The 22,869-nt window shown below is 59.4% G+C and carries 22 protein-coding genes; 7 read left to right on the top strand and 15 right to left on the bottom strand.

Going from position 1 to position 22,869, the window contains the following annotated elements:
• Together F6R97_RS16265 and ilvA are read right to left on the bottom strand one after the other, a co-directional pair.
• Positions 1–429, bottom strand: coding sequence for a DUF2269 domain-containing protein (locus F6R97_RS16265; RefSeq protein ID WP_038980903.1), 429 nt, complete (start codon positions 427–429; stop codon positions 1–3).
• Positions 430–468: 39 nt separating this feature from the next.
• The gene (gene ilvA / locus F6R97_RS16260) at positions 469–1,983 is read right to left on the bottom strand and encodes a threonine ammonia-lyase, biosynthetic (protein WP_315866809.1); all 1,515 of its coding nucleotides are present in this window, start codon (positions 1,981–1,983) and stop codon (positions 469–471) included.
• A 310-nt stretch (positions 1,984–2,293) separates the two neighbouring features.
• Here ilvA and rpiA point away from each other — a divergent pair, with 310 nt between their 5' ends.
• Positions 2,294–2,968: a ribose-5-phosphate isomerase RpiA gene (gene rpiA, locus F6R97_RS16255; protein WP_007897721.1), complete on the top strand. Its 675-nt coding sequence runs from the start codon at positions 2,294–2,296 to the stop codon at positions 2,966–2,968.
• A gap of 123 nt (positions 2,969–3,091) precedes the next feature.
• Here the strand turns inward: rpiA and F6R97_RS16250 are convergent, their stop codons facing one another.
• The 4 genes from F6R97_RS16250 to F6R97_RS16235 form a co-directional block, all read right to left on the bottom strand.
• On the bottom strand, positions 3,092–4,009 hold the full coding sequence (locus tag F6R97_RS16250; RefSeq protein WP_038980901.1) for an SdiA-regulated domain-containing protein: 918 nt from the start codon (positions 4,007–4,009) through the stop codon (positions 3,092–3,094).
• Between the two features lie 106 nt (positions 4,010–4,115).
• Positions 4,116–5,045, bottom strand: coding sequence for an SdiA-regulated domain-containing protein (locus F6R97_RS16245; RefSeq protein ID WP_315866808.1), 930 nt, complete (start codon positions 5,043–5,045; stop codon positions 4,116–4,118).
• A gap of 262 nt (positions 5,046–5,307) precedes the next feature.
• Positions 5,308–5,973: a fumarylacetoacetate hydrolase family protein gene (locus F6R97_RS16240; RefSeq protein ID WP_038980899.1), complete on the bottom strand. Its 666-nt coding sequence runs from the start codon at positions 5,971–5,973 to the stop codon at positions 5,308–5,310.
• Between the two features lie 38 nt (positions 5,974–6,011).
• Positions 6,012–7,406, bottom strand: a complete 1,395-nt coding sequence (locus F6R97_RS16235; protein WP_315866817.1) for an FAD-binding oxidoreductase — start codon at positions 7,404–7,406, stop codon at positions 6,012–6,014.
• A gap of 205 nt (positions 7,407–7,611) precedes the next feature.
• Between F6R97_RS16235 and serA the strand changes: the two genes are divergently transcribed.
• Positions 7,612–8,841 (top strand): phosphoglycerate dehydrogenase, encoded by a 1,230-nt coding sequence (serA, locus tag F6R97_RS16230; RefSeq protein WP_007897715.1) that lies wholly within the window; start codon positions 7,612–7,614, stop codon positions 8,839–8,841.
• 63 nt (positions 8,842–8,904) lie between these two features.
• On the opposite strand, the gene F6R97_RS16225 is transcribed toward serA, so the two are convergent.
• Complete coding sequence (locus tag F6R97_RS16225; RefSeq protein WP_038980897.1) at positions 8,905–9,330, bottom strand: DUF4399 domain-containing protein; 426 nt, start codon at positions 9,328–9,330, stop codon at positions 8,905–8,907.
• 134 nt (positions 9,331–9,464) lie between these two features.
• Between F6R97_RS16225 and F6R97_RS16220 the strand changes: the two genes are divergently transcribed.
• Entirely contained in the window at positions 9,465–10,049 is a 585-nt protein-coding gene (locus F6R97_RS16220) for a transporter substrate-binding domain-containing protein (RefSeq protein ID WP_038980896.1), read from the top strand.
• Between the two features lie 128 nt (positions 10,050–10,177).
• Here F6R97_RS16220 and F6R97_RS16215 read toward each other — a convergent pair whose 3' ends face one another.
• Both F6R97_RS16215 and F6R97_RS16210 read right to left on the bottom strand, forming a co-directional pair.
• A complete protein-coding gene (locus F6R97_RS16215; RefSeq protein ID WP_315866807.1) occupies positions 10,178–10,663 on the bottom strand; it encodes a DUF523 domain-containing protein in 486 nt (161 codons plus the stop codon).
• A gap of 2 nt (positions 10,664–10,665) precedes the next feature.
• Positions 10,666–11,298: a 2OG-Fe(II) oxygenase gene (locus F6R97_RS16210; protein WP_038980894.1), complete on the bottom strand. Its 633-nt coding sequence runs from the start codon at positions 11,296–11,298 to the stop codon at positions 10,666–10,668.
• A 133-nt stretch (positions 11,299–11,431) separates the two neighbouring features.
• Between F6R97_RS16210 and F6R97_RS16205 the strand changes: the two genes are divergently transcribed.
• Positions 11,432–12,184: a DUF2059 domain-containing protein gene (locus tag F6R97_RS16205; protein ID WP_038980893.1), complete on the top strand. Its 753-nt coding sequence runs from the start codon at positions 11,432–11,434 to the stop codon at positions 12,182–12,184.
• A 132-nt stretch (positions 12,185–12,316) separates the two neighbouring features.
• Here F6R97_RS16205 and F6R97_RS16200 read toward each other — a convergent pair whose 3' ends face one another.
• Positions 12,317–13,264 carry an alpha/beta hydrolase gene (locus F6R97_RS16200; RefSeq protein WP_315866806.1) on the bottom strand — a complete coding sequence of 316 codons (948 nt, stop codon included), beginning with the start codon at positions 13,262–13,264 and terminating at the stop codon, positions 12,317–12,319.
• A gap of 97 nt (positions 13,265–13,361) precedes the next feature.
• Here F6R97_RS16200 and F6R97_RS16195 point away from each other — a divergent pair, with 97 nt between their 5' ends.
• Both F6R97_RS16195 and F6R97_RS16190 read left to right on the top strand, forming a co-directional pair.
• A complete protein-coding gene (locus F6R97_RS16195) occupies positions 13,362–13,943 on the top strand; it encodes a DUF6436 domain-containing protein (RefSeq protein ID WP_048396318.1) in 582 nt (193 codons plus the stop codon).
• Positions 13,944–14,046: 103 nt separating this feature from the next.
• Entirely contained in the window at positions 14,047–16,458 is a 2,412-nt protein-coding gene (locus F6R97_RS16190) for a penicillin acylase family protein (RefSeq protein ID WP_315866805.1), read from the top strand.
• A 135-nt stretch (positions 16,459–16,593) separates the two neighbouring features.
• On the opposite strand, the gene F6R97_RS16185 is transcribed toward F6R97_RS16190, so the two are convergent.
• Positions 16,594–17,559 (bottom strand): GlxA family transcriptional regulator, encoded by a 966-nt coding sequence (locus tag F6R97_RS16185; protein WP_315866804.1) that lies wholly within the window; start codon positions 17,557–17,559, stop codon positions 16,594–16,596.
• A gap of 268 nt (positions 17,560–17,827) precedes the next feature.
• Here F6R97_RS16185 and F6R97_RS16180 point away from each other — a divergent pair, with 268 nt between their 5' ends.
• Complete coding sequence (locus F6R97_RS16180; protein ID WP_315866803.1) at positions 17,828–18,469, top strand: HD domain-containing protein; 642 nt, start codon at positions 17,828–17,830, stop codon at positions 18,467–18,469.
• Between the two features lie 141 nt (positions 18,470–18,610).
• Here F6R97_RS16180 and F6R97_RS16175 read toward each other — a convergent pair whose 3' ends face one another.
• The 4 genes from F6R97_RS16175 to F6R97_RS16160 form a co-directional block, all read right to left on the bottom strand.
• Positions 18,611–19,501 (bottom strand): ABC transporter permease subunit, encoded by an 891-nt coding sequence (locus F6R97_RS16175; RefSeq protein WP_007897694.1) that lies wholly within the window; start codon positions 19,499–19,501, stop codon positions 18,611–18,613.
• Entirely contained in the window at positions 19,498–20,379 is an 882-nt protein-coding gene (locus F6R97_RS16170; RefSeq protein ID WP_173667537.1) for an ABC transporter permease subunit, read from the bottom strand. Before F6R97_RS16170 ends, F6R97_RS16175 begins: the two co-directional genes overlap by 4 nt.
• 35 nt (positions 20,380–20,414) lie before the next feature.
• Positions 20,415–21,557: an ABC transporter ATP-binding protein gene (locus tag F6R97_RS16165; RefSeq protein ID WP_038980881.1), complete on the bottom strand. Its 1,143-nt coding sequence runs from the start codon at positions 21,555–21,557 to the stop codon at positions 20,415–20,417.
• A gap of 61 nt (positions 21,558–21,618) precedes the next feature.
• Entirely contained in the window at positions 21,619–22,716 is a 1,098-nt protein-coding gene (locus F6R97_RS16160) for a polyamine ABC transporter substrate-binding protein (RefSeq protein ID WP_048396313.1), read from the bottom strand.
• Between the last annotated feature and the right edge of the window lie 153 nt (positions 22,717–22,869).

The raw sequence follows: 22,869 nt of genomic DNA, 5'->3' as shown, positions 1-22,869 counted from the left end.
TTAAACCGGCTTGGCCCCCATCAATCCCGCAATGGCGACAAAGCAGACAAAGCTGAACAACGCCAACGCAAACGTAAACTTCCCATTTCCCCCCGCGGGCGCCTTACGCAGCCGATTCAGTCGCACCACCAACCAGAACCACCCCAACGCCGCCAAGGTATACAGCACACTGGAAGCCAACAGCCAGGTCTGCCCCAACGGCCAGCCCACCAGATGCACCATCCACCAACCAGTGAACGGCATGCTCAGCAGCGCCAGGCCCATCAACAGCCAGATGAACACCTGCGGTCGTTGCAAGGTACGAGTGTGAGCCGTCGCGTCGCCGTTACGGCGTGTGCGCCAGACCCAGATCGCCAGTCCCAGCGCGCTGATCAACAGCAACACCGTCGCTACGCCATGAGCGATTTTGAGGGCGGTTAACGTTTCCATTGTTCGATTTCCTTATGACTTGCTCGTCAGCGTAGCCGCTCAGCCGAGAAACAGCTGATAGGCCGGGTTGTCGCTTTCGTCCCAGTACGGGTAACCGATTTCTTCCAGCGCGGCCGGTACCAGATGACGCTCGTCGTGCGGCACTTGCAGGCCTGCGACCACACGACCATCGGCCGCGCCGTGGTTGCGGTAGTGGAACATCGAAATGTTCCAGCGCCCGCCGAGTTTGTTAAGGAAGTTGAACAAAGCACCCGGACGCTCCGGGAACTCGAAACGCAGCACCACTTCATCGACAACCTGGGCGGCACGCCCGCCAACCATATGACGAATGTGCAACTTGGCCAGTTCGTTGTCGGTCAGGTCAAGCACCGGGAAACCCTGCTCGGTGAGACTGGCGAGCAGCGCACTGCGAGGGTCGTTGTCTGGATGCGTCTGCACGCCGACAAAAATGTGCGCTTCGCTGCCGGTGTTGTAGCGGTAATTGAATTCGGTGATCTGGCGCTTGCCGATGGCTTCGCAGAACGCCTTGAAGCTGCCCGGTTTCTCGGGGATGGTCACGGCAATGATGGCTTCGCGGCCCTCGCCCAGTTCAGCGCGCTCAGCCACATGGCGCAAGCGGTCGAAGTTGACGTTGGCACCGGAGTCGATGGCCACGAAGGTGTGACCCGTGATGCCGCGTTGCTCGACATACTTCTTGATCCCGGCCACGCCCAAGGCGCCGGCAGGTTCAGTGATCGACCGGGTATCGTCGTAGATATCCTTGATTGCTGCGCAGATCTCGTCGGTGCTGACGGTGATAACTTCGTCTACGTAATCTTTGCAGATATCGAAAGTGTGCTGGCCGATCTGCGCCACCGCGACGCCATCGGCGAAGAGACCCACAGTTGGCAAAACCACGCGCTCGCCGGCCGCCATGGCGGCTTGCAGGCAGTTGGAGTCATCGGGTTCGACGCCGATGATTTTGATGTCCGGGCGCAGGTATTTCACGTACGCCGCGATCCCGGCGATCAGCCCGCCGCCGCCCACCGGAACGAAGATCGCATCCAGACGCCCCGGGTGCTGGCGCAGAATCTCCATGGCCACCGTGCCCTGCCCGGCAATGGTGTGGGGATCATCGTAAGGGTGAATGTAGACGTAGCCTTTCTCATCGACCAGTTTCAGCGAGTAGGCCAGGGCTTCCGGGAACGAATCCCCGTGCAACACCACTTTGCCGCCGCGCGAACGCACGCCTTCGACCTTGATCTCCGGGGTGGTCTTGGGCATCACAATGGTCGCTTTCACGCCCAGTACCTTGGCCGCCAGGGCCAGGCCTTGCGCATGGTTGCCCGCCGACGCGGTGACCACGCCGCGAGCACGCTCTTCATCGCTCAGTTGCGTCAGCTTGTTATAGGCGCCGCGAATCTTGAACGAGAACACCGGCTGCAAGTCTTCACGCTTGAGCCAGATATCGTTGCCCAGCCGCTCGGAGAGCTGGCGGGCAGTCTGCAATGGGGTTTCTACGGCAACGTCATAAACGCGCGAGGTGAGGATCTTTTTGACGTACTGTTCGAGCATCGGAAAGCATCACTGAGCGGGTTGGGCAGGGCCAAGGAGTCTAACCCGGCTTTTGGGCGGGCGACCACACGAATCATGAGGTTTCAGGCTTCGCAGACACCGCGGATCCATTGTGGCGAGGGGGCTTGCCCCCGTTCGGCTGCGAAGCAGTCGTAAAATCTGTTTATGCGGTATGTCTGAAAGAATGCCAGGGGAGCGCTGCGCACTCCAACGGGGGCAAGCCCCCTCGCCACAGGAGTGTTTCCCCCTGCACTATCGCGAGGCCTATAATGCCGGCCTTTCGTTCCCCTTTCGGCACTTCGGAGCCCGCATGACCCAGGATCAACTCAAACAGGCCGTAGCCCAGGCCGCCGTCGACTTCATCCTTCCAAAACTCGACGACAAGAGCATCGTCGGGGTCGGCACCGGCTCCACCGCCAACTGCTTCATCGATGCCCTGGCCAAGCACAAAGGCGCGTTCGATGGCGCGGTCGCCAGTTCCGAAGCCACCGCCGCACGCCTCAAGGGCCACGGCATTCCGGTGTATGAGCTCAATACCGTCAGCGACCTGGAGTTCTACGTCGACGGCGCCGATGAAAGCGACGAGCACCTGAACCTGATCAAGGGCGGCGGCGCGGCCCTGACCCGCGAGAAGATTGTCGCGGCCGTGGCCAAGACCTTCATCTGCATCGCCGACGCCAGCAAACTGGTGCCAGTCCTCGGTGCGTTCCCGCTGCCGGTGGAAGTGATCCCGATGGCCCGCAGCCACGTGGCCCGCCAACTGGTGAAGCTCGGCGGCGACCCGGTTTACCGTGAAGGCGTGCTGACCGACAACGGCAACATCATCCTCGATGTGTTCAACATGCAGATCACCAACCCGGTGGAGCTGGAAACACAGATCAATGCGATCGTCGGCGTGGTCACCAACGGCTTGTTCGCAGCCCGCCCGGCTGATTTGCTGCTGCTGGGGACGAGTGAAGGCGTGAAAACCCTGCGCGCCCAATAAGGCAAACACCCAACAGTGTGGGAGCGGGCTTGCTCGCGAAGAGGGAGTGTCAGTCGACATCAATGTTGCTGACACACCGCTTTCGCGAGCAAGCCCGCTCCCACATTTGTTTTGGGGTGTTTATCAGTTTTGCGGTGGTTTTTTGAATACGTAGAAAAGATTCGGCTCGCTGACGAGGTACAAGGTGCCGTCGTCGTCCATGGCGATGCCTTCCGCTTGCGGCACAGTTTTCTGTAATCCCTGACGCCCCTTGCTCAGTGAAAGGGTGGTCAGCGGTCGCCCATCGACATCCAGTTCCAGAATCAGTCGCGACTCATCCGACAGCGCCAGCAAATGGCCGCTGCGCTCGTCGTATTGCAGGCTCGACAGATCCCGTACGAACATCCCGGCATCACGCTTGGGGTTGTTTACCACATGCACCGCGTAGGACTTCTCCGGGTTGTAGTGCGGAAAGCCCTGCACTTCGTAAATCAGCATCGGATCGCGCTCTTTGGCGACAAACAAGCGCTTGCCCACCGAGTCATAGGCCAACCCTTCGAAACCCTTGTTGCCACTCATATGCACGCCGAGGGTTATCTGCTCGGCGTCCGCGGCATCGAGGAACGTCGTGTCCTTCTCCAGATGAATCTTGATTAGCCGCTGCTGGCGCTCGTCGGTGATCACGTAAGTGTCAGCGCTGATGAATTCCACCGCCTCCGGGTCGCCAAACCCGACCAACGCCACACGCCGCAGGATTTTGCCCTCCAGGGACATCTCAATCAGCTCGGCATTTTTGTTGGTGACGGTGAACAGGCTTTTGCGCACGGGATCGAAGGTGAGGGCTGAAACATCGTCGTCCAGACCGTCAATGACTCGCGCCTCGATCACTACCTGATACTGATCCAGGCCAATCGACTGAGCATTCATCGGTTGCCATAGCGTCTGCACATTGAACCAGGTGCGCTCGAACAGACGCAGGTACTGGCCGACGGCAATCAGCACGATCAGCGCAATGACCGACAAGATCAGCATCAGGGGTTTGGGACGGGCAAGTCGGCGCATTCAGGCGAGCTCGGAAACAAGACGGGTGGATGAAATACCACGGCAGTATGAATTCAAGCTTAATGGCCACTGGCCTTCGACCACAATTACCGAAATTCGGCAGCCCCTACCGTTGTTTTTCGAAGCGATAGAACAGGTTCGGCTCACTCACCATGTACAGCGTGCCCGCTTCGTCCATGGTCACGCCTTCGGCACGGGGAATGGTTTTTTTCAGACCATTGAAACCACCCAGCAAAGTCATGAAGCTGACCTGCTCGCCTTTCTCGTCCAATTCCAGCAACAAGTGAGAGTCGGCGGACAGCACCAGGGTATGGCCAGTGCGCGAATCGATGGCCAGGGCTGACAGATTGCGAATATCCAGTTCATCGCTGGACAGCTTTTGCTTGTCGCCCTGGAGGATTGGGCTGCCGTCGCTTTTCCAGCTGAACAACACCGGTGGACGCTCTTCACCCAGCAACAGTTGCTGGTTGCGTGCATCCCAAACGATCGCTTCGAAGGCTTTATTCTGGTTTTTCGACGGACCCAGGTCATATTTCGGGAAACTGGCGATATTCAGTTCGCGAGTATCGGCATCGACCTTGACGATGGAGAGCAGGTGCGAGCGCTCATCGGTGATCGCCAACAAACCATTGCCCATGACCGCCACCCCTTCCGGATTGCTCCAACCCACCAGCGGCATTTTGCGCAATACATCGCCCTGCAACGTCAGCTCGACCAGGAACGGGTTCTTGCCCATCACCGCAAACAGGGTTTTGGTCTGCGGGTCATAAGACACGTCTGACGCTTCATCCTTCTCCATGCCCGGCAGCTGCTGGGCGTCGATCACCGCCCGGTAATCCGGCAACCAGATACTCTCTTTTTTCTCAGCCGGGCTTTCGAAGCGCTCCATCACCCAGAGCAAGCCGCGATCATCCCAATGCATCGCAAACACGAGGCCATAGACGGCAGCCGCCACCAGCAAAAGCCAGGAATACCAACGCATGACAAAGCGCGAGCGGCGGGCAGTTTTCAGCTTGGGCAGCGGTTGGGTGGCCATGCAGGGATGCGTTCCAGAAATTCAGGCTATGGGTAATAGCACATTGGGACAGGCTCAGACGCCAGAAGCCCCGGAATTATCCAGACAAGATGTGAAAAAAACAGGAAATGGCGGGATTGCCCTGTGTGGACAGAAATTTGCGACCACTAGAAACCATTGTGGGAGCGGGCTTGCCCGCGATGAGGCCATAACATTCAACATTGATGTTGAATGTCAGACCGCCATCGCGGGCAAGCCCGCTCCCACAGGGTTTTGTGTTGGGTCAGCGGACGCTGCTGGTGAAGCGGCTGGCACCCGGCAGTTCGAGCACCAGTTCGTCACCGACATTCAGCGGGCCAACACCCACCGGCGTACCGGTAAGGATCACGTCACCGGCCTGCAGCGAGAAGCAGCCGGCCATGTACTGGATCATCGGCACGATCGGATTCAGCATGTCCTTGCTGTTGCCATCCTGGCGCACTTCGCCATTGATGGTCAGGCGGATGCCAATGTCGGTCAGGTCGGCGAAGGTACTGCTCGCCACGAACGGCGCAATTACCGCCGCGCCATCGAAGGATTTGGCGATTTCCCACGGCAGGCCCTTGGCTTTCAGTTCGGCCTGTTTGTCGCGCAGGGTCAGGTCAAGGGCCGGGGCGATGCCGGAGATGGCATCCAGCACTTCTTCACGACTCGGTTTGGTCGACAACGGCTTGCCGATCAACACAGCGATTTCCGCTTCGTAATGCACCGAGCCACGCTCGGTCGGAATGCTGAAACCGCCTTCCAGCGGCACCACGCAACTGCCCGGCTTGATGAACAGCAGTGGTTCAGTAGGCACCGGATTATCCAGTTCCTTGGCGTGTTCGGCGTAGTTACGGCCGATGCATACCACTTTCCCCAACGGGAAATGAATACGCGTACCGTCGACATACTGGTGCTGATAGCTCATTGACCGACTCCTGCTTCGTGCTCTTAAAGTTCGAAGAATCAAACAGCGAAAATCTTGCCCGGGTTCATGATGCCGTTCGGGTCGAACACCGCTTTGACGGCTTTCATGTACTCGATCTCAACCGGCGAGCGACTGTAGGTCAAGTAGTCACGCTTGGTCATGCCCACGCCGTGTTCGGCGGAAATCGAACCGTTGTACTTTTCGACGGTTTCGAACACCCACTTGTTGACGCTCGCGCACTTGGCGAAGAACTCGTCCTTGCTCAGGTTATCCGGCTTGAGGATGTTCAAGTGCAGGTTGCCGTCGCCGATGTGGCCGAACCAGACGATTTCGAAATCCGGGTAGTGTTCGCCGACGATCGCATCGATTTCCTTCAGAAACCCCGGGACTTTCGACACAGTGACCGAAATGTCGTTCTTGTAGGGCGTCCAGTGGGAAATGGTTTCGGAGATGTACTCGCGCAGCTTCCAGAGGTTCTGCAACTGGGTTTCGCTCTGGCTCATCACGCCGTCCAGCACCCAGCCCTGCTCGACGCAGTGCTCGAAGGTTTCCAGGGCGTGGTTGGCCACTTCTTCAGTGGTGGCTTCGAATTCCAGCAGCGCGTAGAACGGGCAATCGGATTCGAACGGAGCCGGCACATCACCGCGCGCCATGACCTTGGCCAGGGCTTTGTCGGAGAAGAATTCGAAGGCGGTCAGGTCAAGTTTGTTCTGGAACGCGTGCAATACCGGCATGATCGAATCGAAATCGGCGGTGCCGAGGACCATCGCGGTGAGGTTTTTCGGCGCACGGTCCAGACGCATGGTGGCCTCGACCACAAAACCCAGCGTGCCTTCGGCGCCGATAAACAGCTGACGCAGGTCGTAGCCAGTGGCGTTCTTGATCAGGTCCTTGTTCAGCTCCAGCAGATCGCCCTTGCCGGTGACGACTTTCATGCCGGCTACCCAATTGCGGGTCATGCCGTAGCGAATCACCTTGATCCCGCCGGCATTGGTGCCGATATTGCCGCCAATCTGACTGGAACCGGCCGACGCGAAGTCCACCGGGTAGTACAGACCGTGCTCTTCGGCCTTGTTCTGCAATTGCTCGGTAACCACGCCCGGCTGACAAACGGCCGTGCGGTCGGTCAGGTTCACGTCGAGGATCTGGTTCATGTAGTCGAAGGACACGACCACTTCGCCATTGGCCGCCACCGCCGCAGCCGAAAGCCCGGTACGACCGCCGGACGGCACCAACGCAACCTTGTGCTCATTGGCCCAACGGACAATGGCCTGGACCTGCTCGGTAGTCTTGGGGAACACAATGGCCGTCGGGGCCGGGGCGAAATGTTTGGTCCAATCCTTACCGTAAGCATTCAGGGAGTCGGCGTCGGTCAGCACCTTGCCAGGCTCAACCAGGGTCTTCAGCTCATCAATCAGCGCAGGATTGGTCATCGACAGAACTCTCGAACAATTCATGGTCATCCTGAAGACGCTTCACGTCGCAGGAATGAGTGTTTAGCGGGGTGCATATGCTAGCATACCGACCCCGCAGGATAGTGCCCAAAGGCTGTTCTGCGGCGACGGCTGTCATGCCGCTCGGGTCAGCGTCTGCTGGCTACTTCCCTGCCAATTTTCTCCGGGATACAGGTTTACGCAGATGAGCAAGACTTCTCTCGATAAGAGCAAGATCAAGTTCCTTCTTCTCGAAGGCGTCCACCAATCGGCTGTCGACGTCCTCAAGGCGGCGGGCTACACCAGCATCGAGTACCTCACAGGTTCTCTGCCGGAAGCCCAGCTGAAGGAAAAGATCGCTGATGCTCACTTCATCGGCATTCGCTCCCGCACTCAACTGACCGAAGAGATCTTCGATCATGCGAAGAAACTGGTAGCTGTCGGCTGTTTCTGCATCGGCACCAACCAGGTCGACCTCAACGCGGCTCGCGAACGCGGCATTGCGGTATTCAACGCGCCGTACTCCAACACTCGCTCCGTAGCCGAACTGGTATTGGCCGAAGCGATCCTGTTGCTGCGCGGCATTCCTGAGAAGAACGCTTCCTGCCACCGTGGCGGCTGGATCAAGAGCGCAGCCAACTCCTTCGAAATCCGTGGCAAGAAGCTGGGTATCGTCGGTTACGGCTCGATCGGTACACAATTGTCGGTCCTGGCTGAAGGCCTGGGCATGCAGGTGTACTTCTACGACACCGTGACCAAGCTGCCACTGGGTAACGCCACCCAGGTCGGTAACCTGCACGAGCTGCTGGGCATGTCCGACATCGTCACCCTGCACGTTCCGGAAACCGCAGCCACCCAGTGGATGATCGGCGAGAAAGAAATCCGCGCCATCAAGAAGGGCGGCATTCTGATTAACGCTGCTCGCGGCACCGTGGTTGAGTTGGACGCCTTGGCGGACGCGATCAAGGACAAGCACCTGATCGGCGCGGCCATCGACGTATTCCCGGTGGAGCCGCGCTCCAACGAAGAAGAGTTCGAAAGCCCGCTGCGCGGCCTGGACAACGTGATCCTGACCCCGCACATCGGTGGTTCCACCGCGGAAGCGCAGGCCAACATCGGTCTGGAAGTGGCGGAAAAACTGGTCAAGTACAGCGACAACGGTACGTCGGTATCGTCCGTGAACTTCCCGGAAGTGGCTCTGCCGGCTCACCCTGGCAAGCACCGTCTGCTGCACATCCACGAGAACATTCCGGGTGTGATGAGCGAGATCAACAAGGTCTTCGCCGAAAACGGCATCAACATTTCCGGTCAGTTCCTGCAGACCAACGAGAAAGTCGGCTATGTCGTAATCGACGTCGATGCCGAATACTCGGAAATGGCGCAAGAGAAGCTGCAGCACATCAACGGCACCATTCGTTGCCGCGTGTTGTTCTGATCGCTGCTTGAGCGACAAAAAAGGGAGACCATCTGGTCTCCCTTTTTCATGCCTGTGGAAAAGTTACTTCACAGTCACGGTGATTTTCTTCGAAACGATCGGCGGATCGAACGGCATGTGACCGCTGTCGCCCAGTTCGAGCTGCAAGGTGTGCTTGCCCGGTGCCAGTTTGATGGTGGCCTCGGTTTGCGCCTTGCCGAAGTGCATGTGGTTGGCATCTGTCGGAATCGGTGCGCCTTCGGCAGGTAGCTTGTCGACATCGATCAGCAAGTGATGGTGACCCGTGTTTTTGGTGACATCACCGGCCGGGGCAAGTGAGATGTCCTTCACGCCAAACTTGACCTTGAACTCCTGCCCCACCGTCGCACCGTCTTCCGGGGAAACGATGAACGCTTGAGCACCTTTGGGAGCAGGTGTGGCAGCCGTTGCCAGCATCGATGCACCCAGCAACAGGCCAGCCAACGCTGCACGTGACATAAAGCTTTTCATTCTCTTCTCCAGTTTTTCCGTAAAATTCGCTCGACCGTGACAACTTCACGGCCATTCGTTGTCGAAGGCACACGACAACCATAGCAAAGCGAGCCTGAACAGCGCGTCGCGATAAATGAATTCAAGGAGTGACCATGCGCTTTTTGCCTGGCCTGATCTGCCTGCTACCCCTTTTGAGCCCTTTGGCTCATGCCGAACTGATTGACGATGTAAACGACCGCGGCGAATTGCGCATTGCCCTTGAGGCTAATACCCCGCCCTTCAATTTCAAGGATGAGGACAAACTGACCGGGTTTGAGGTCGAGCTGGGGCAGTTGCTGGCCAACGAACTGGATGTCCGCGCCGACTTTGTCGTTACCGATTCCAACGATCTGCTGACCGGTGTCGAAAGCGGCAAGTACGACATCGCCATCAACCACATCACAGAGACCCCGGCGCTCACGGAACGTTTCGACTTCAGCCAACCTTACATTCAAACCAATGCGCAATTGATCGCGCAGAAAGAAGAGCCGCGCTCAATATTGCTGGTGCAGTCGCTGACGGAGGAAAAGCCGAAAGCCGACCAGACCGTGAGCCTGGCGATTCCGTTTCAGAAGGGTAACCCGGCATTTCATGCCAGCCTGGAAAACGCGCTGCAGCGGATCAAGGCGGATGGTCGGCTGGAAGCGCTGTCACAGAAGTGGTTGGGTGCTGATACGAGTGTGGCGCCGAAACCCTGATTCGAGGTTGACGAATAACCCTGTGGGAGCGGGCTTGCCCGCGATGGCGGTTTAACATTCAACATCGATGTTGAATGTTATGGCCTCATCGCGGGCAAGCCCGCTCCCACAGGATTTTGGGCAGGTCGTTAGTCGAGGGCTGCCAGAGACTGCGCCGCTTCGACCAACTCCAGCTCGCTGAAGACTTGAACGCCATTACGCTTGAGCAATGCCGCGGTGACACCCTCACCAATGACCTTCACGCCACTGAACGTCCCGTCATAGGTCAACAGATTCCCGCAAGACGGGCTGTTGGCCTTGAGCACGGCAATGCGGATGCCATGCTTTTCCACGAGCGCCAGCGCCTGATAAGCCCCCGAAAGAAACGCGGCACTGACGTTCTCGCCCTCGGTGGTGATGACCGATGCAAGGCCATCAAGCACTTCACCGCCCTGCCCGCCCGGAATCTCTGCCGCGGCTCTTGGCGTCGGCAAACCGCCGGCGACTTCCGGGCACAACGGCACCACCCGGCCTTCGGCAATCCACTGTTCCAACAGATTGAATGGCCCACTGGCGCCACCGTCGTAACGGACGCGGTGACCGAGCAAACAGCGGCTTACCAGAATCTTTTGCATGATCAGAACGGCTCGTTGCCACGACGGCGGAACCAGCCCGTCAACGACAGGCGATCTCGGGTCGCGGGCAGGACTTCGTGGGGGACTTCGCCCGACAGGAACACCACCAGGCATCCGCCAGTGGGGACCACATCATGTTCGACACCTTCGTCCAGGTACATGCGCAACTGACCGCCATGCTCGGGCAGCCAGGCGTCATTGAGGTAGATCACCGCCGAGACCATGCGTCGGTCGTCGTCGCGGAACCGGTCGACATGCTTGAGGTAGAAAGCGCCAGGCGGGTACAGGGCGAAATGGCTCTCGAAATCTTCCAGGCCCAGAAACAAACTGCGATTCATCGCCTCACGCAGGCTGTCCATCAACCCCAGATAGCTGTCGCAGGCCTCGACCTGACCGGGTTCGAGCCATTGGATATGGTCACCGCGAATGCCCTCGCGGATCTCCGAAAACGGCCCGCGCCCCACAGCAGCAGGGGAGAGTTCGCCCTCGGCGGCACGTTTGCGGCACTCGGCCGCCAGTGCCCGGGTCAGATCCAGAGGCAGGAAAATATTCTGCTGCGACCAGCCACGCTCAGCCAGGTCGTCGACGATACGTAACAGCAGCGGATGATCAGAGGATATTTGCATGGCGCGCATAGTATTCCTGTGCCCGCAAATCCGACAGAGCCGCGCAGCGGAGGATTGGTCGGATAAGGCACGCAACCTGATACGAATTCTCGACAAGTACGAATGCCGCACGGAGAATAGTCGCCTGCTGACAGGAGTCCCTATGCGCCGTTTGCTTTTTTCACTGCTGATGTTCTGTGTTTTGCCCGCCTGGGCAGACGGCCACGACCAGTTGTACAAGGTCGCCGGTTGGCCAGAACAACGCGCGCATTTCAATGATGCTCTCTCGGCCGCCCAGCAGCGTTACCAGAACAGCCTGCCGCCGGCGGTGTTTCAGGCCCTGGTCAACAACAGCAATCAACGCTTTGCGCCCAAAGCCATGGATCAGCGTGCCGAAGCGCAACTGCGCAAGAAGCTTGCCGATCCGAAACCTGCGCTGACTTTCTTTCAATCGCCCCTGGGCAAGAAAATTGTCGCCGCCGAACTGCTGGCCACCCGTCGCGATCAATTGGCGAAAAACGCCAAGGGCTTGCCGAAAATGCAGGCCAGCGATACCCGCCAGCTGATCATCGGCCACCTCGCCCAGGCCCTGCCCGCTCGCGAGGCCGGTGCTGAAGTCAGCCTGGCGATTGCGGGTGTGGCGGCCGACAGCCTGAGCTCGATGATCCCCGGCCTGCTCGGTGGCGGTCAGGCTCAAGGCATGTTGAATGGTCAGCGCCAGCGCCTGATGGAGCAGATCGGCGCTGATCTGAACAACACGCTGCTGTATGTCTATCGCGACCTGTCGGATGAAGAGCTGGAAGAGTTCGCGACCTTTGCCGAATCCATTGAAGGCAAGGCTTACTACCAAGCGGCATTGGCGGCGATTCGGGCGGGGTTGGCGGTGGGGCAGAGTACGTCGAGCCTCAGTCAATAATATTCAGCGTCTGGAAGATCGCTTTCGCGAGCAAGCCCGCTCCCACACTTGATCTGTGGCGTACATAAATTCTGTATCCGCTGGAGATCTAATGTGGGAGCGGGCTTGCCCGCGATGAGGCCCTGACTACCACTAAAGATTCCGCCCCTTCATCCGCCGGGTCAAAAACCCGAAATACTCCTCCCGCAACCCCGGCGTCTCATTTGCCAGATGATGCCGCGCCTCAGGCAACATCAGCACCTGAGGCCGATCGAACTTGCCGCGCAATACATCAAGGTTGTGCTTCCAGTCCACGGTCATGTCCGCCTGCCCCTGCACGATCAGCGGCTGCCGCGGGCTCTTCGGTGCCGCTTCGATGCGCTTGATCCACCGTCCCAGCGCACCGACCCAAGCCGTGGGCAGACGCAGCGGTTGCAGCGGATCGGCTTGCAGGAACGTCAGGAAGTCAGGGTCGTTGGAGTTCTCGCTAAAACGCCGGGCGATGCCTTTGACGAACGGCTTGAGCAGGTAATAACTGAGCTGCGACCAGCCCCAGGCTCGCGGCCGCACCAGTGGCGACAGCAGAATCACTTGCCCCTGGGCCGGACTGTTCGCGCCCTGATTGAGCACATGATCGATCACGATCGCCCCGCCGGTGCTTTGCCCGCACAAGTGCCAGGGCTGCGGAAGGTCCAGCGATTGCCCCTCGGCCAACAGCCCTTGCAGGGTGCTCTGATACTCGGCGAAATCCTTGATGCTCGCCCGTTCGCCACTGGACAAGCCATGCCCCGGCAGGTCACAGGCGATCACCACAAAACCCTGGTCCAGCGCCCACTCGATCACATGCCGATAGAGCCCGGTGTGATCGTAGAAGCCGTGAAACAAAAACAGCGTCGCCTTCGCCCGTTCGGGCCACCAGAGCTGGCTGACCACTTCATAGCCATCGACCTCGAAACGCCCCAGGCCACTGCGCAGGTTGCGTTGCGGAAAATCCAGCCCATAAAAATGCTGATAAGCCATGGCCTCCGTCGACAGCGGCTGCCACTCGGCCAATGGCCGCAGGCTGGCACGCAAATGATCGGGGTCGAAAGTGGCAGGCATGGGCTATTCCAGAGCGCGAAATGGACTTTATGGGCCTGCGATATTCATCTGTCGCGGCAAGCATGGCAAGCTAGCCGACCTTCGAGGATTGAAACCCATGCGTCCGGCCTACCGCACCACACTGCTTGCCAGCCTGCTCGCCCTAGTGTGTGCCGGCGTGCTGTGGGCCGCCTATGACTGGTTTCAGGGGCGCTACTTGCGCGCCTTCAGTTCGCACACTGCGGTGTTCTCCGGCGACCCGTTGCGCCTGCCGGACGAACTTGCCGGCCCCGGCGCCATTCGCCTGGTGCACTTCTGGGACCCAGCCTGCCCGTGCAATGTCGGCAACCAACAACACCTGACCGAACTGGTTGAGCAGTATGTACCGCAGGGCGTCGAGTTCTATGCGGTCCAAAAGCCCGGCAGCCATGGTCAATTGCCCAGCACGTTGAGTCGCCTCAAAACCATCTCTGTCCTGCCAGGTTCTGAACAGATCCCTGCCAGCCCGGCGGTGGCGATCTGGGACCGCAGTGGCAGGCTGGCGTATTTCGGTCCGTACAGCGAAGGCCTGACCTGCAATTCGAGCAACAGCTTTATCGAGCCCATTCTGCAAGCGCTGAATGAAGGCCGGGCGGTGAACGCCACCCACACGCTGGCGGTAGGTTGCTACTGCCCGTGGCCTGCTGAGGTGGTGAAGTAAGGCATTCCTGACTTTTCCAGGACCGCGATGCCCGGCACAGGAGGTCTGTGCTACACGTTTGCAGCCCACACGGGCGGCAATCCCGAAAGAACAAGGAGTCACCATGAAACGCGTCCTGACCGTACTTGCCTTGCTGATCGTCGTACTCGTCGCCGGGGGCGGCTGGTATGTGTACAGCAAGCAACCGACGCGCCAGGGCCAGGTGGAGTTGCAGCACCTGCAAGGTTCGGTGACCGTGCGCTACGACGTGCGCGGCGTGCCGCATATCCGTGCCGAAAACGAAACCGACCTCTACCGCGCCCTCGGCTACGTGCATGCCCAGGACCGACTGTTCCAGATGGAAGCCATGCGGCGCCTGGCCCGTGGAGAGCTGGCCGAAGTCCTCGGCCCGAAGCTGATCGACACCGACAAACTGTTTCGCAGCCTGCGTATCCGCGAACGGGCTGAAAGCTACGTGGCCGCGCTGGATCGTCAGTCTCCGGCGTGGAAAGCGCTGCAAGCCTATCTGGACGGCATCAATCAATATCAGGACAGCCACGCTGCGCCGGTAGAGTTCGATGTACTGGGGATCCCCAAGCGCCCTTTCACCGCCGAAGACAGCATCAGCATCGCTGGCTACATGGCCTATAGCTTTGCCGCGGCGTTTCGCACCGAACCGTTGCTGACTTACGTGCGTGACCAACTGGGCGCCGAGTACCTGAACATCTTCGATCTCGACTGGCAGCCCAAGGGCGTGCTGGCCAAAAGGCGCACCAACCCTGCACCGGCCCTCACTGCCAATGACTGGACGGATCTGAACGCCCTCGCCCGTTTGAGTGAGCAGGCGCTGGCCGACAATGGCCTGCCGCAATTCGAAGGCAGCAATGCCTGGGTGATTTCCGGCAACCGCAGCAAAAGCGGTAAACCACTGCTGGCCGGTGACCCGCACATTCGCTTCTCGGTGCCGTCGGTGTGGTACGAAGCGCATCTGTCGGCGCCGGGTTTCGAGCTGTATGGCTACCATCAAGCACTGGTGCCGTTTGCGTTTCTCGGCCATAACCTGGACTTCGGCTGGAGCCTGACAATGTTCCAGAACGACGATCTGGACCTGATCGCAGAGAAGGTCAACCCGGACAACCCGAACCAGGTCTGGTATCGCGGCCAGTGGGTCGACATGGTCAACACCGAACAACAGATCGCGGTCAAAGGCCAGTCACCGGTCACGCTGACCCTGCGCCAGTCGCCCCACGGCCCGATCATCAACGATGCACTCGGCACCGCCGCCGGCAAGACGCCGGTCGCCATGTGGTGGGCCTTCCTCGAGACGCCGAATCCGATCCTCGATGGCTTCTACCAGCTCAACCGCGCCGACACCCTGGCCAAGGCCCGTGCCGCGTCGGCCAAGGTTCAGGCTCCGGGGCTGAACATCGTCTACGCCAACGCCAAGGGCGACATCGGTTGGTGGGCCTCGGCGTTGCTGCCCAAGCGCCCGACCGGGGTGAAGCCCGGTTTCATCCTCGACGGCAGCACCCCTCAGGCGGACAAGGAAGGTTTCTACCCGTTCAGCGCCAACCCACAGGAAGAGAACCCGGCGCGGGGCTATATCGTCTCGGCCAACTTCCAGCCGGTGTCGCCGACCGGCATGGAAATTCCCGGTTACTACAACCTCGCCGATCGCGGTCAGCAGCTCAATCGTCAGCTCAGCGACAAGAACGTGAAGTGGGACAACGACTCCAACCAGAAGCTGCAACTGGGCACCACCACCGACTACGGTCCGCGTTTGCTGGCGCCGTTGCTACCGGTACTGCGTGAAGTGGTGAGCGATCCCGCCGAGCTAAAACTGGTCGAGCAACTGGCACAGTGGAGCGGCGATTACCCGCTGGACTCCATCAGCGCCACGCTGTTCAACCAGTTTTTGTTCAACCTTACCGACGCGGCGATGCGCGATGAACTGGGCAATGACTTCTTCGAAACGCTGCTCCCGACCCGAGTGATCGATGCCGCACTGCCGCGTCTGGCAGCCTCCGCCGACTCACCGTGGTGGGACAACCGCAACACCCCCGGCAAGGAAACCCGCGCCGATACGGTCAAGGTCGCCTGGCAAGCGAGCATGGCTCACCTCAAGACCACCCTGGGCGCCGATTCCACACAATGGCAGTGGGGCAAGGCGCACACCTTGACTCACGGCCATCCGCTGGGGACGCAGAAACCGCTGGAGCGGATCTTCAACGTCGGGCCGTTCGCGGCGCCCGGCACCCACGAAGTGCCGAACAACCTCTCGGCCAAGATCGGCCCGGCGCCGTGGCCTGTGACTTACGGCCCGTCGACGCGACGGCTGATCGACTTCGCCGACCCGGCCCACAGCCTGACCATCAACCCGGTCGGCCAGAGCGGCGTGCCGTTCGACAGCCACTATGCCGACCAGGCCGAAGCGTATATCGAAGGGGTTTATTACCAGGCGCATTTCAATGAGGAAGAAGTGACGGCCAATACCCGTAGTACGTTGAAGCTGTTGCCAGCGCGTTCGGGGCAATAGATTTTTTGTTGGCCCGGCTGACGCCTTCGCGAGCAAGCCCGCTCCCACATTAGACCGTGCCTGTCTGAACAACTCGGTCAACTGTGGGAGCGGGCTTGCTCGCGAAGGGGCCATGACAAGCAACACAATATGCCGCTAAACCATCACCGCAAAATTCAACCTGAACTGCTGCGGTGTCACTCCCAGCCTGCGGTTGAACACACTGCGCATGTGCTGGGCATCGCGAAACCCGCACTGGTACGCCACGGTTTTCAGCGGCGCATGGGTGCTTTCGAGCATCACCCGTGCCGCGTCCACCCTCGCCCGTTCGACAAATTCCGCCGGGGTGATTTTCGCCTCCTTGGCAAACACCCGGGAAAAGTTGCGCGTGCTCATGTTGGCGGCGTTGGCCAGATCAGCAATGGTCAGGTCGCCATTGAGGTTGGCCAACACATAGAGCTGGACCAACGCCACCGCCGAAGTCGGTTCGGCATGGGGCGTGAGGAACGGGCTGAACTGCGATTGCCCGCCCGAGCGCTGAGTGAACACCACCAGCCGCTTGGCCACGCTGAGTGCCACGTCCGGCCCGTGATCCCGGGCCAGCAGATACAGCGACAAATCGATCCCCGCCGTAACCCCGGCCGAGGTGTAAAGCTCGCCGTCCTGCACGTACAAACGATCAGCCTCGACCTGAGTCGACGGGCACAACTGCGCCAGCGCCGCGGCATCACCCCAATGGGTGGTGACTGTTCGCCCATCGAGCAGTCCGGCCCGGGCGAGCATGAAGGCGCCGTTGCAGATCGAGCCAAAACGTTGCGCCCGCGCGCAGGCATCGCGCAACCAGGTATCGAACGCCGCGCCAAAATTCATGAACGGCAACTGCGGCCCGCCCGCCACCAACAGCAAGTCATAAGCCTCCAGCGCTTCACTGAAATGCCGGTGGGCGTTGAGCGACAAACCGTTGGAGCACGCCATCACGCCATGCTCGACACCGATCACCTCCAGCCGATAGTGATCCTCCGGGGCCAGGAAACGATTGGCTTCGGAAAACACATCCATGGGACCGGTGACGTCCAGTGACTGAACGCCTGGGAACACCACGATGGCAACGGTTTTGTGCATGGTTCAAGTTCACCTTCAAATTGAAAAGATCGCAGCCTTCGGCAGCGCCTACAGGTGTACGCAATCCCATGTAGGAGCTGCCGAAGGCTGCGATCTTTTCTGGCTGGTCACCCTCAACCCTAGCCAATCCAAGCCCAACAAGCGAGGTTGGCGCGATAGGCAGGTTCATTGGCCGGGATCGCAGCCATGGATCGATTGTCCGGTTTCGGCTGCGCGAACAGACTGACCCCATCAGCGCCGCCACGGCGTTCCCCATGAGGAAAGCACCATGAGCAGCATCATCGCCGGTATCAAAATCCCCGACAGCGCGTTGGCCAGGGCCACCACTGAATACATTCGCGACATCGAGTCCGACCTGCTGTTTCACCACTCACGCCGGGTGTTTCTGTTTGGTGCCTTGAGCGGTGAGCGCAAGCAGTTGGCCTACGACCCGGAGCTGCTGTACGTCGGCGCGATGTTCCATGATTTGGGCCTGGTGGAAGGTTATCGCAGCGATGACGAACGCTTCGAAGTCGACAGTGCCAACGCAGCCAAAGCATTCCTCAAACCCTACGGTTTGTCCGACGACGATATCGAACAGGTGTGGTTGTCGATTGCCCTGCACACCACACCGGGCGTGCCGCAACACCTGCGTCCCAACGTGGCGCTGGTGACTGCCGGCGTCGAGATGGATGTGCTGGGCATCGACTATGCGGCGTTTTCCACCGTGCAGCGTGAAGCAGTGGTGCATGCGCATCCACGGGGTGAAGGGTTCAAGGAGTGCATCCTGTGTGCGTTCACCAATGGCTTCAAACATAAGCCGGACAGCACTTTTGGCACCGTGAACGCGGATGTGCTGGTGGACAGCGAGCCGGGCTTCAAGCCGATGAACTTCGTTGAGATCATCCGCAAATCACCTTGGGTGGCATAAACCAATGTGGGAGCGGGCTTGCTCGCGAAGGCGGTGTGTCAGTCAACATGGATGTTGAATGTCAGTCCGTCTTCGCGAGCAAGCCCGCTCCCACAGTGGATTTGGGTTGGCCACACATGCGTGGTCAACCCGGCATCAAGCTCAAGCCGCTTCCGGCGCCTGCGCCCGGCGCACGTCCGGTTGTTTCCAGGAATCGGCGGCGCCTTCTTCGATGGCCTGCTGGATCGCACGCTTGCGAATCTCTTCGGCACGACGGCTGAAGTACCAGACCAGGAACGTCACCAGCGACACCGCCAGCAGAATCAGGCTGGCCACGGCGTTGATCTCGGGCTTCACGCCCAGGCGCACCGCCGAGAACACTTCCATCGGCAAGGTCGTGGAACCCGGACCGGACACGAAGCTCGCCAGCACCAGGTCATCCAGCGACAAGGCAAACGACATCATGCCCCCCGCCGCCAGCGATGGTGCGATCATCGGGATGGTGATCAGGAAGAACACCTTCCACGGCCGCGCGCCCAGGTCCATGGCCGCCTCTTCGATGGACAGGTCCAGCTCACGCAAACGCGCCGAGACCACCACCGCCACATACGCTGCACAGAACGTGGTGTGGGCGATCCAGATGGTGACGATGCCGCGCTCCTGTGGCCAACCGATCATCTGCGCCATGGCCACGAACAGCAGCAACAGCGACAGACCGGTGATCACTTCCGGCATCACCAGCGGTGCGGTGACCAGACCACCGAACAGCGTGCGGCCCTTGAAGTGGGTGATACGCGTCAGCACGAAGGCCGCCAGCGTCCCCAGTGCCACCGCTGCAATCGCCGTGTAGCAGGCGATTTCCAGCGAACGCACCACCGAGCCCATCAGTTGGGTGTTGTCCATCAACCCCACGTACCACTTGATCGACCAGCCGCCCCACACCGTCACCAGTTTCGAGGCGTTGAACGAGTAGATCACCAGGATCAGCATCGGCGCGTAGATGAACAGCAAACCCGCTACCAGCATGAAACTTGAGAAACGGAAGCGCTTCATTCCTTGCCCTCCATTTCTTTGGCCTGACTACGGTTGAACAGGATAATCGGCACAATCAGGATCGCCAGCATCACCACCGCAAGCGCTGACGCCACCGGCCAGTCACGGTTGTTGAAGAACTCTTGCCAGAGCACTTTACCGATCATCAGGGTTTCCGGACCGCCGAGCAGTTCCGGGATCACGAACTCACCCACCACCGGAATGAACACCAGCATGCAGCCGGCGATGATGCCGTTCTTGGACAACGGAATGGTGATTTTCCAGAAGCTGTTGAAGGTGCTCGAACCCAGGTCGGACGCGGCTTCCAGCAGGCTGTTGTCGTGTTTAACCAGGTTGGCGTAGAGCGGCAGGATCATGAACGGCAGATAGGAATAAACGACCCCGATATAGACCGCGAGGTTGGTGTTGAGGATCTGCAGCGGCTCGTCGATCCAGCCCATGCTCATCAAGAAGCCGTTAAGCAGCCCGTTGTTACTGAGAATGCCCATCCACGCATAAACGCGGATCAGGATCGCGGTCCAGGTCGGCATCATGATCAGCAGCACCAGCACCGTTTGCAGCTCTTTGCGGGCGCTGGCAATGGCGTAGGCCATCGGGTAGCCGATCAGCAAACAGAGGACGGTGCTGATCAGCGCCATCTTCAATGAGCCGAGGTAAGCGGCGATGTACAACTCGTCATCGCCCAGCATCGCGTAGTTGCTCAGGTTAAGCAGCACCTGGAGCTTCTGGTCGATGAAGCTATAGATCTCGGTGTACGGCGGAATGGCCACGTCGGCTTCGGCGAAGCTGATCTTCAATACGATGAAGAACGGCAGCATGAAGAACAGGAACAGCCAGATGAAGGGAACCCCGATGACCAGCTGACGGCCACCGGGAATTATTCGATTGAGCCGGCGTTTGAATTTGCGCATGTTCATGAGCGAAGTACCACGCCGCTGTCGTCTTCCCAGTACACGTAAACCTGGTCACCCCAGGTTGGGCGCTGGCCGCGGCGCTCGGCGTTGGCGACGAAGGACTGCACCAGTTTGCCGCTCGGCAATTCGACGTAGAACACCGAGTGGCCGCCGAGGTAGGCAATGTCATGCACTTTGCCGCTGGACCAGTTGTGTTCGCAGGTCGGCATGTCGGCCGTCACCAGCAGTTTTTCCGGACGGATCGCGTAGGTCACGGACTTGTCCTGCACCGAGGTGCTGATGCCGTGACCCACATAGATACTGCGGTCCAGATCCTTGCAGGTGATCAGCGCATGGCCCTCGGCGTCGTCCACCACTTCGCCTTCGAATATGTTGACGTTGCCGATGAATTCGCAGACCAGACGGCTGGTCGGGGTTTCGTAGATGTCGATCGGGCTGCCGATCTGGGCGATCCAGCCCAGGTGCATGATCGCGATGCGCTCGGCCATGGTCATGGCTTCTTCCTGGTCGTGGGTCACCATCACGCAGGTCACGCCGACCCGCTCGATGATCTCGACCAATTCCAGCTGCATTTGCGAGCGCAGTTTCTTGTCCAGCGCGCCCATCGGTTCGTCTAGCAGCAACAGCTTCGGCCGCTTGGCCAACGAACGCGCCAGCGCCACACGCTGACGCTGACCGCCGGACAACTGATGGGGTTTGCGCTTGGCGTACTGGCTCATCTGCACCAGCTTGAGCATCTCGGCCACGCGAGCGTCGACTTCAGCCCCCGGAATCTTGTCCTGCTTGAGGCCGAAGGCGATGTTCTGCGCCACGGTCATGTGCGGGAACAAGGCATAGGACTGGAACATCATGTTGATCGGCCGCTCGTACGGCGGCATGTCAGTGATGTCTACGCCATCAAGAAAAATGCGCCCCTCCGTGGGCCGTTCGAAACCTGCCAGCATCCGCAGCAAGGTGGATTTGCCCGAACCCGAGCCGCCGAGCAAGGCGAAGATTTCGCCTTTCTTGATTTCCAGGGACACGTCGTCCACGGCAATCGTCTCGTCGAACTTTTTTGTGACCCGGTCGATTTTGACCAGCACCTGTTTAGGTGTCTGGTCGCCCTCGAGGGCTTTCTTATAGGCGCCGGAGGCAACTGCCATTTACGAAACTCCCAACAGAATTTGCAGTTCGCTCAACGTGGCGAACCTGGATAGTTTGAAGCTATTTGCCCGACTTGACCTTGGTCCAGCTGCGCGTCATCAAACGTTGAATGTTCGGTGGCAACTCGGTGGAGACGTATGTCTTGTCGAGGACCGCTTGCGGTGGATATACCGATGCGTCGGTGCGTATAGACTGTTCCATCAGTTTGTCCGACCCGGGATTCGGGTTGGCGTAGCCAACGGAATTGCTGACCTGGGCAATCACCTCGGGTTTCAGCAAATAGTTGATGAAGGCATGGGCTTCTTTGGCGTTGGCGGCATCCTTGGGGATCGCCAGCATGTCGAACCAGAGCGCGCCGCCTTCTTTCGGAATCGAGTAGGCGATGTTCATGCCTTTACCGGCTTCATCTGCGCGGGCCTTGGCCTGGAACATGTCGCCGGAGAAACCGATCGCCACGCAGATGTCACCGTTGGCCAGGTCTGCGATGTATTTGGACGAATGGAAGTACGTCACGTAAGGCCGCACCGCCAGCAACTTGGCTTCAGCCTTTTTGTAGTCTTCAGGGTTGGTGCTGTTGGCGTTCAGGCCCATGTAGTTAAGGACCGTGGGCATCATTTCATCGGCGGAGTCGAGGAACGCCACGCCACAGCTGTGCAGCTTCTTGATGTTCTGCGGTTCGAACACCACATCCCAGGAATCGATCTTGTCGAGGCCCAGCACTGCCTTGACCTTGTCGACGTTGTAACCGATGCCGTTGGTGCCCCACAGATACGGTACAGCGTACTGATTGCCCGGATCGTTCTGTTCCAGGCGCTTGAGCAGTACCGGGTCGAGGTTGGAGTAGTTGGTTAGCTTCGATTTGTCGAGCTTCTGAAAAGCCCCGGCCTTGATCTGCTTGCCAAGGAAATGGTTGGACGGCACGACCACGTCATAACCGGTACGCCCGGCCAGTAACTTGCCTTCCAGGGTTTCGTTGGAATCGAATACGTCATACACCGGCTTGATGCCGGTTTCTTTCTGGAAGTCGGCCAGGGTGGTTTCACCGATGTAGTCCGACCAGTTATAAATATGCACTGTGCCAGCGGCCTGAACACTGACAGCCAGTGTCAGCCCGGCGCCGACCAGCAGGGCATTACGCAACAAAGAAAAAATAGGCACGTGGAGGTCCTCTAAAATTAGTTGGGCCCAAGTTGCCCCGCGTTACATGACAGCCATGGCTGCCTGGCAACAAAACCGGCGCGCAACTTACCCTCGAAAAACCGTTCCAGCAAAACTTTCTGTCATTTAATTATTCCTGTTGCCGCCGGCGCG

Source organism: Pseudomonas sp. JV414 (assembly GCF_032424305.1).
GTDB lineage: Bacteria > Pseudomonadota > Gammaproteobacteria > Pseudomonadales > Pseudomonadaceae > Aquipseudomonas > Aquipseudomonas lini.
This window is presented reverse-complemented; position numbering and strand designations above follow the sequence as displayed.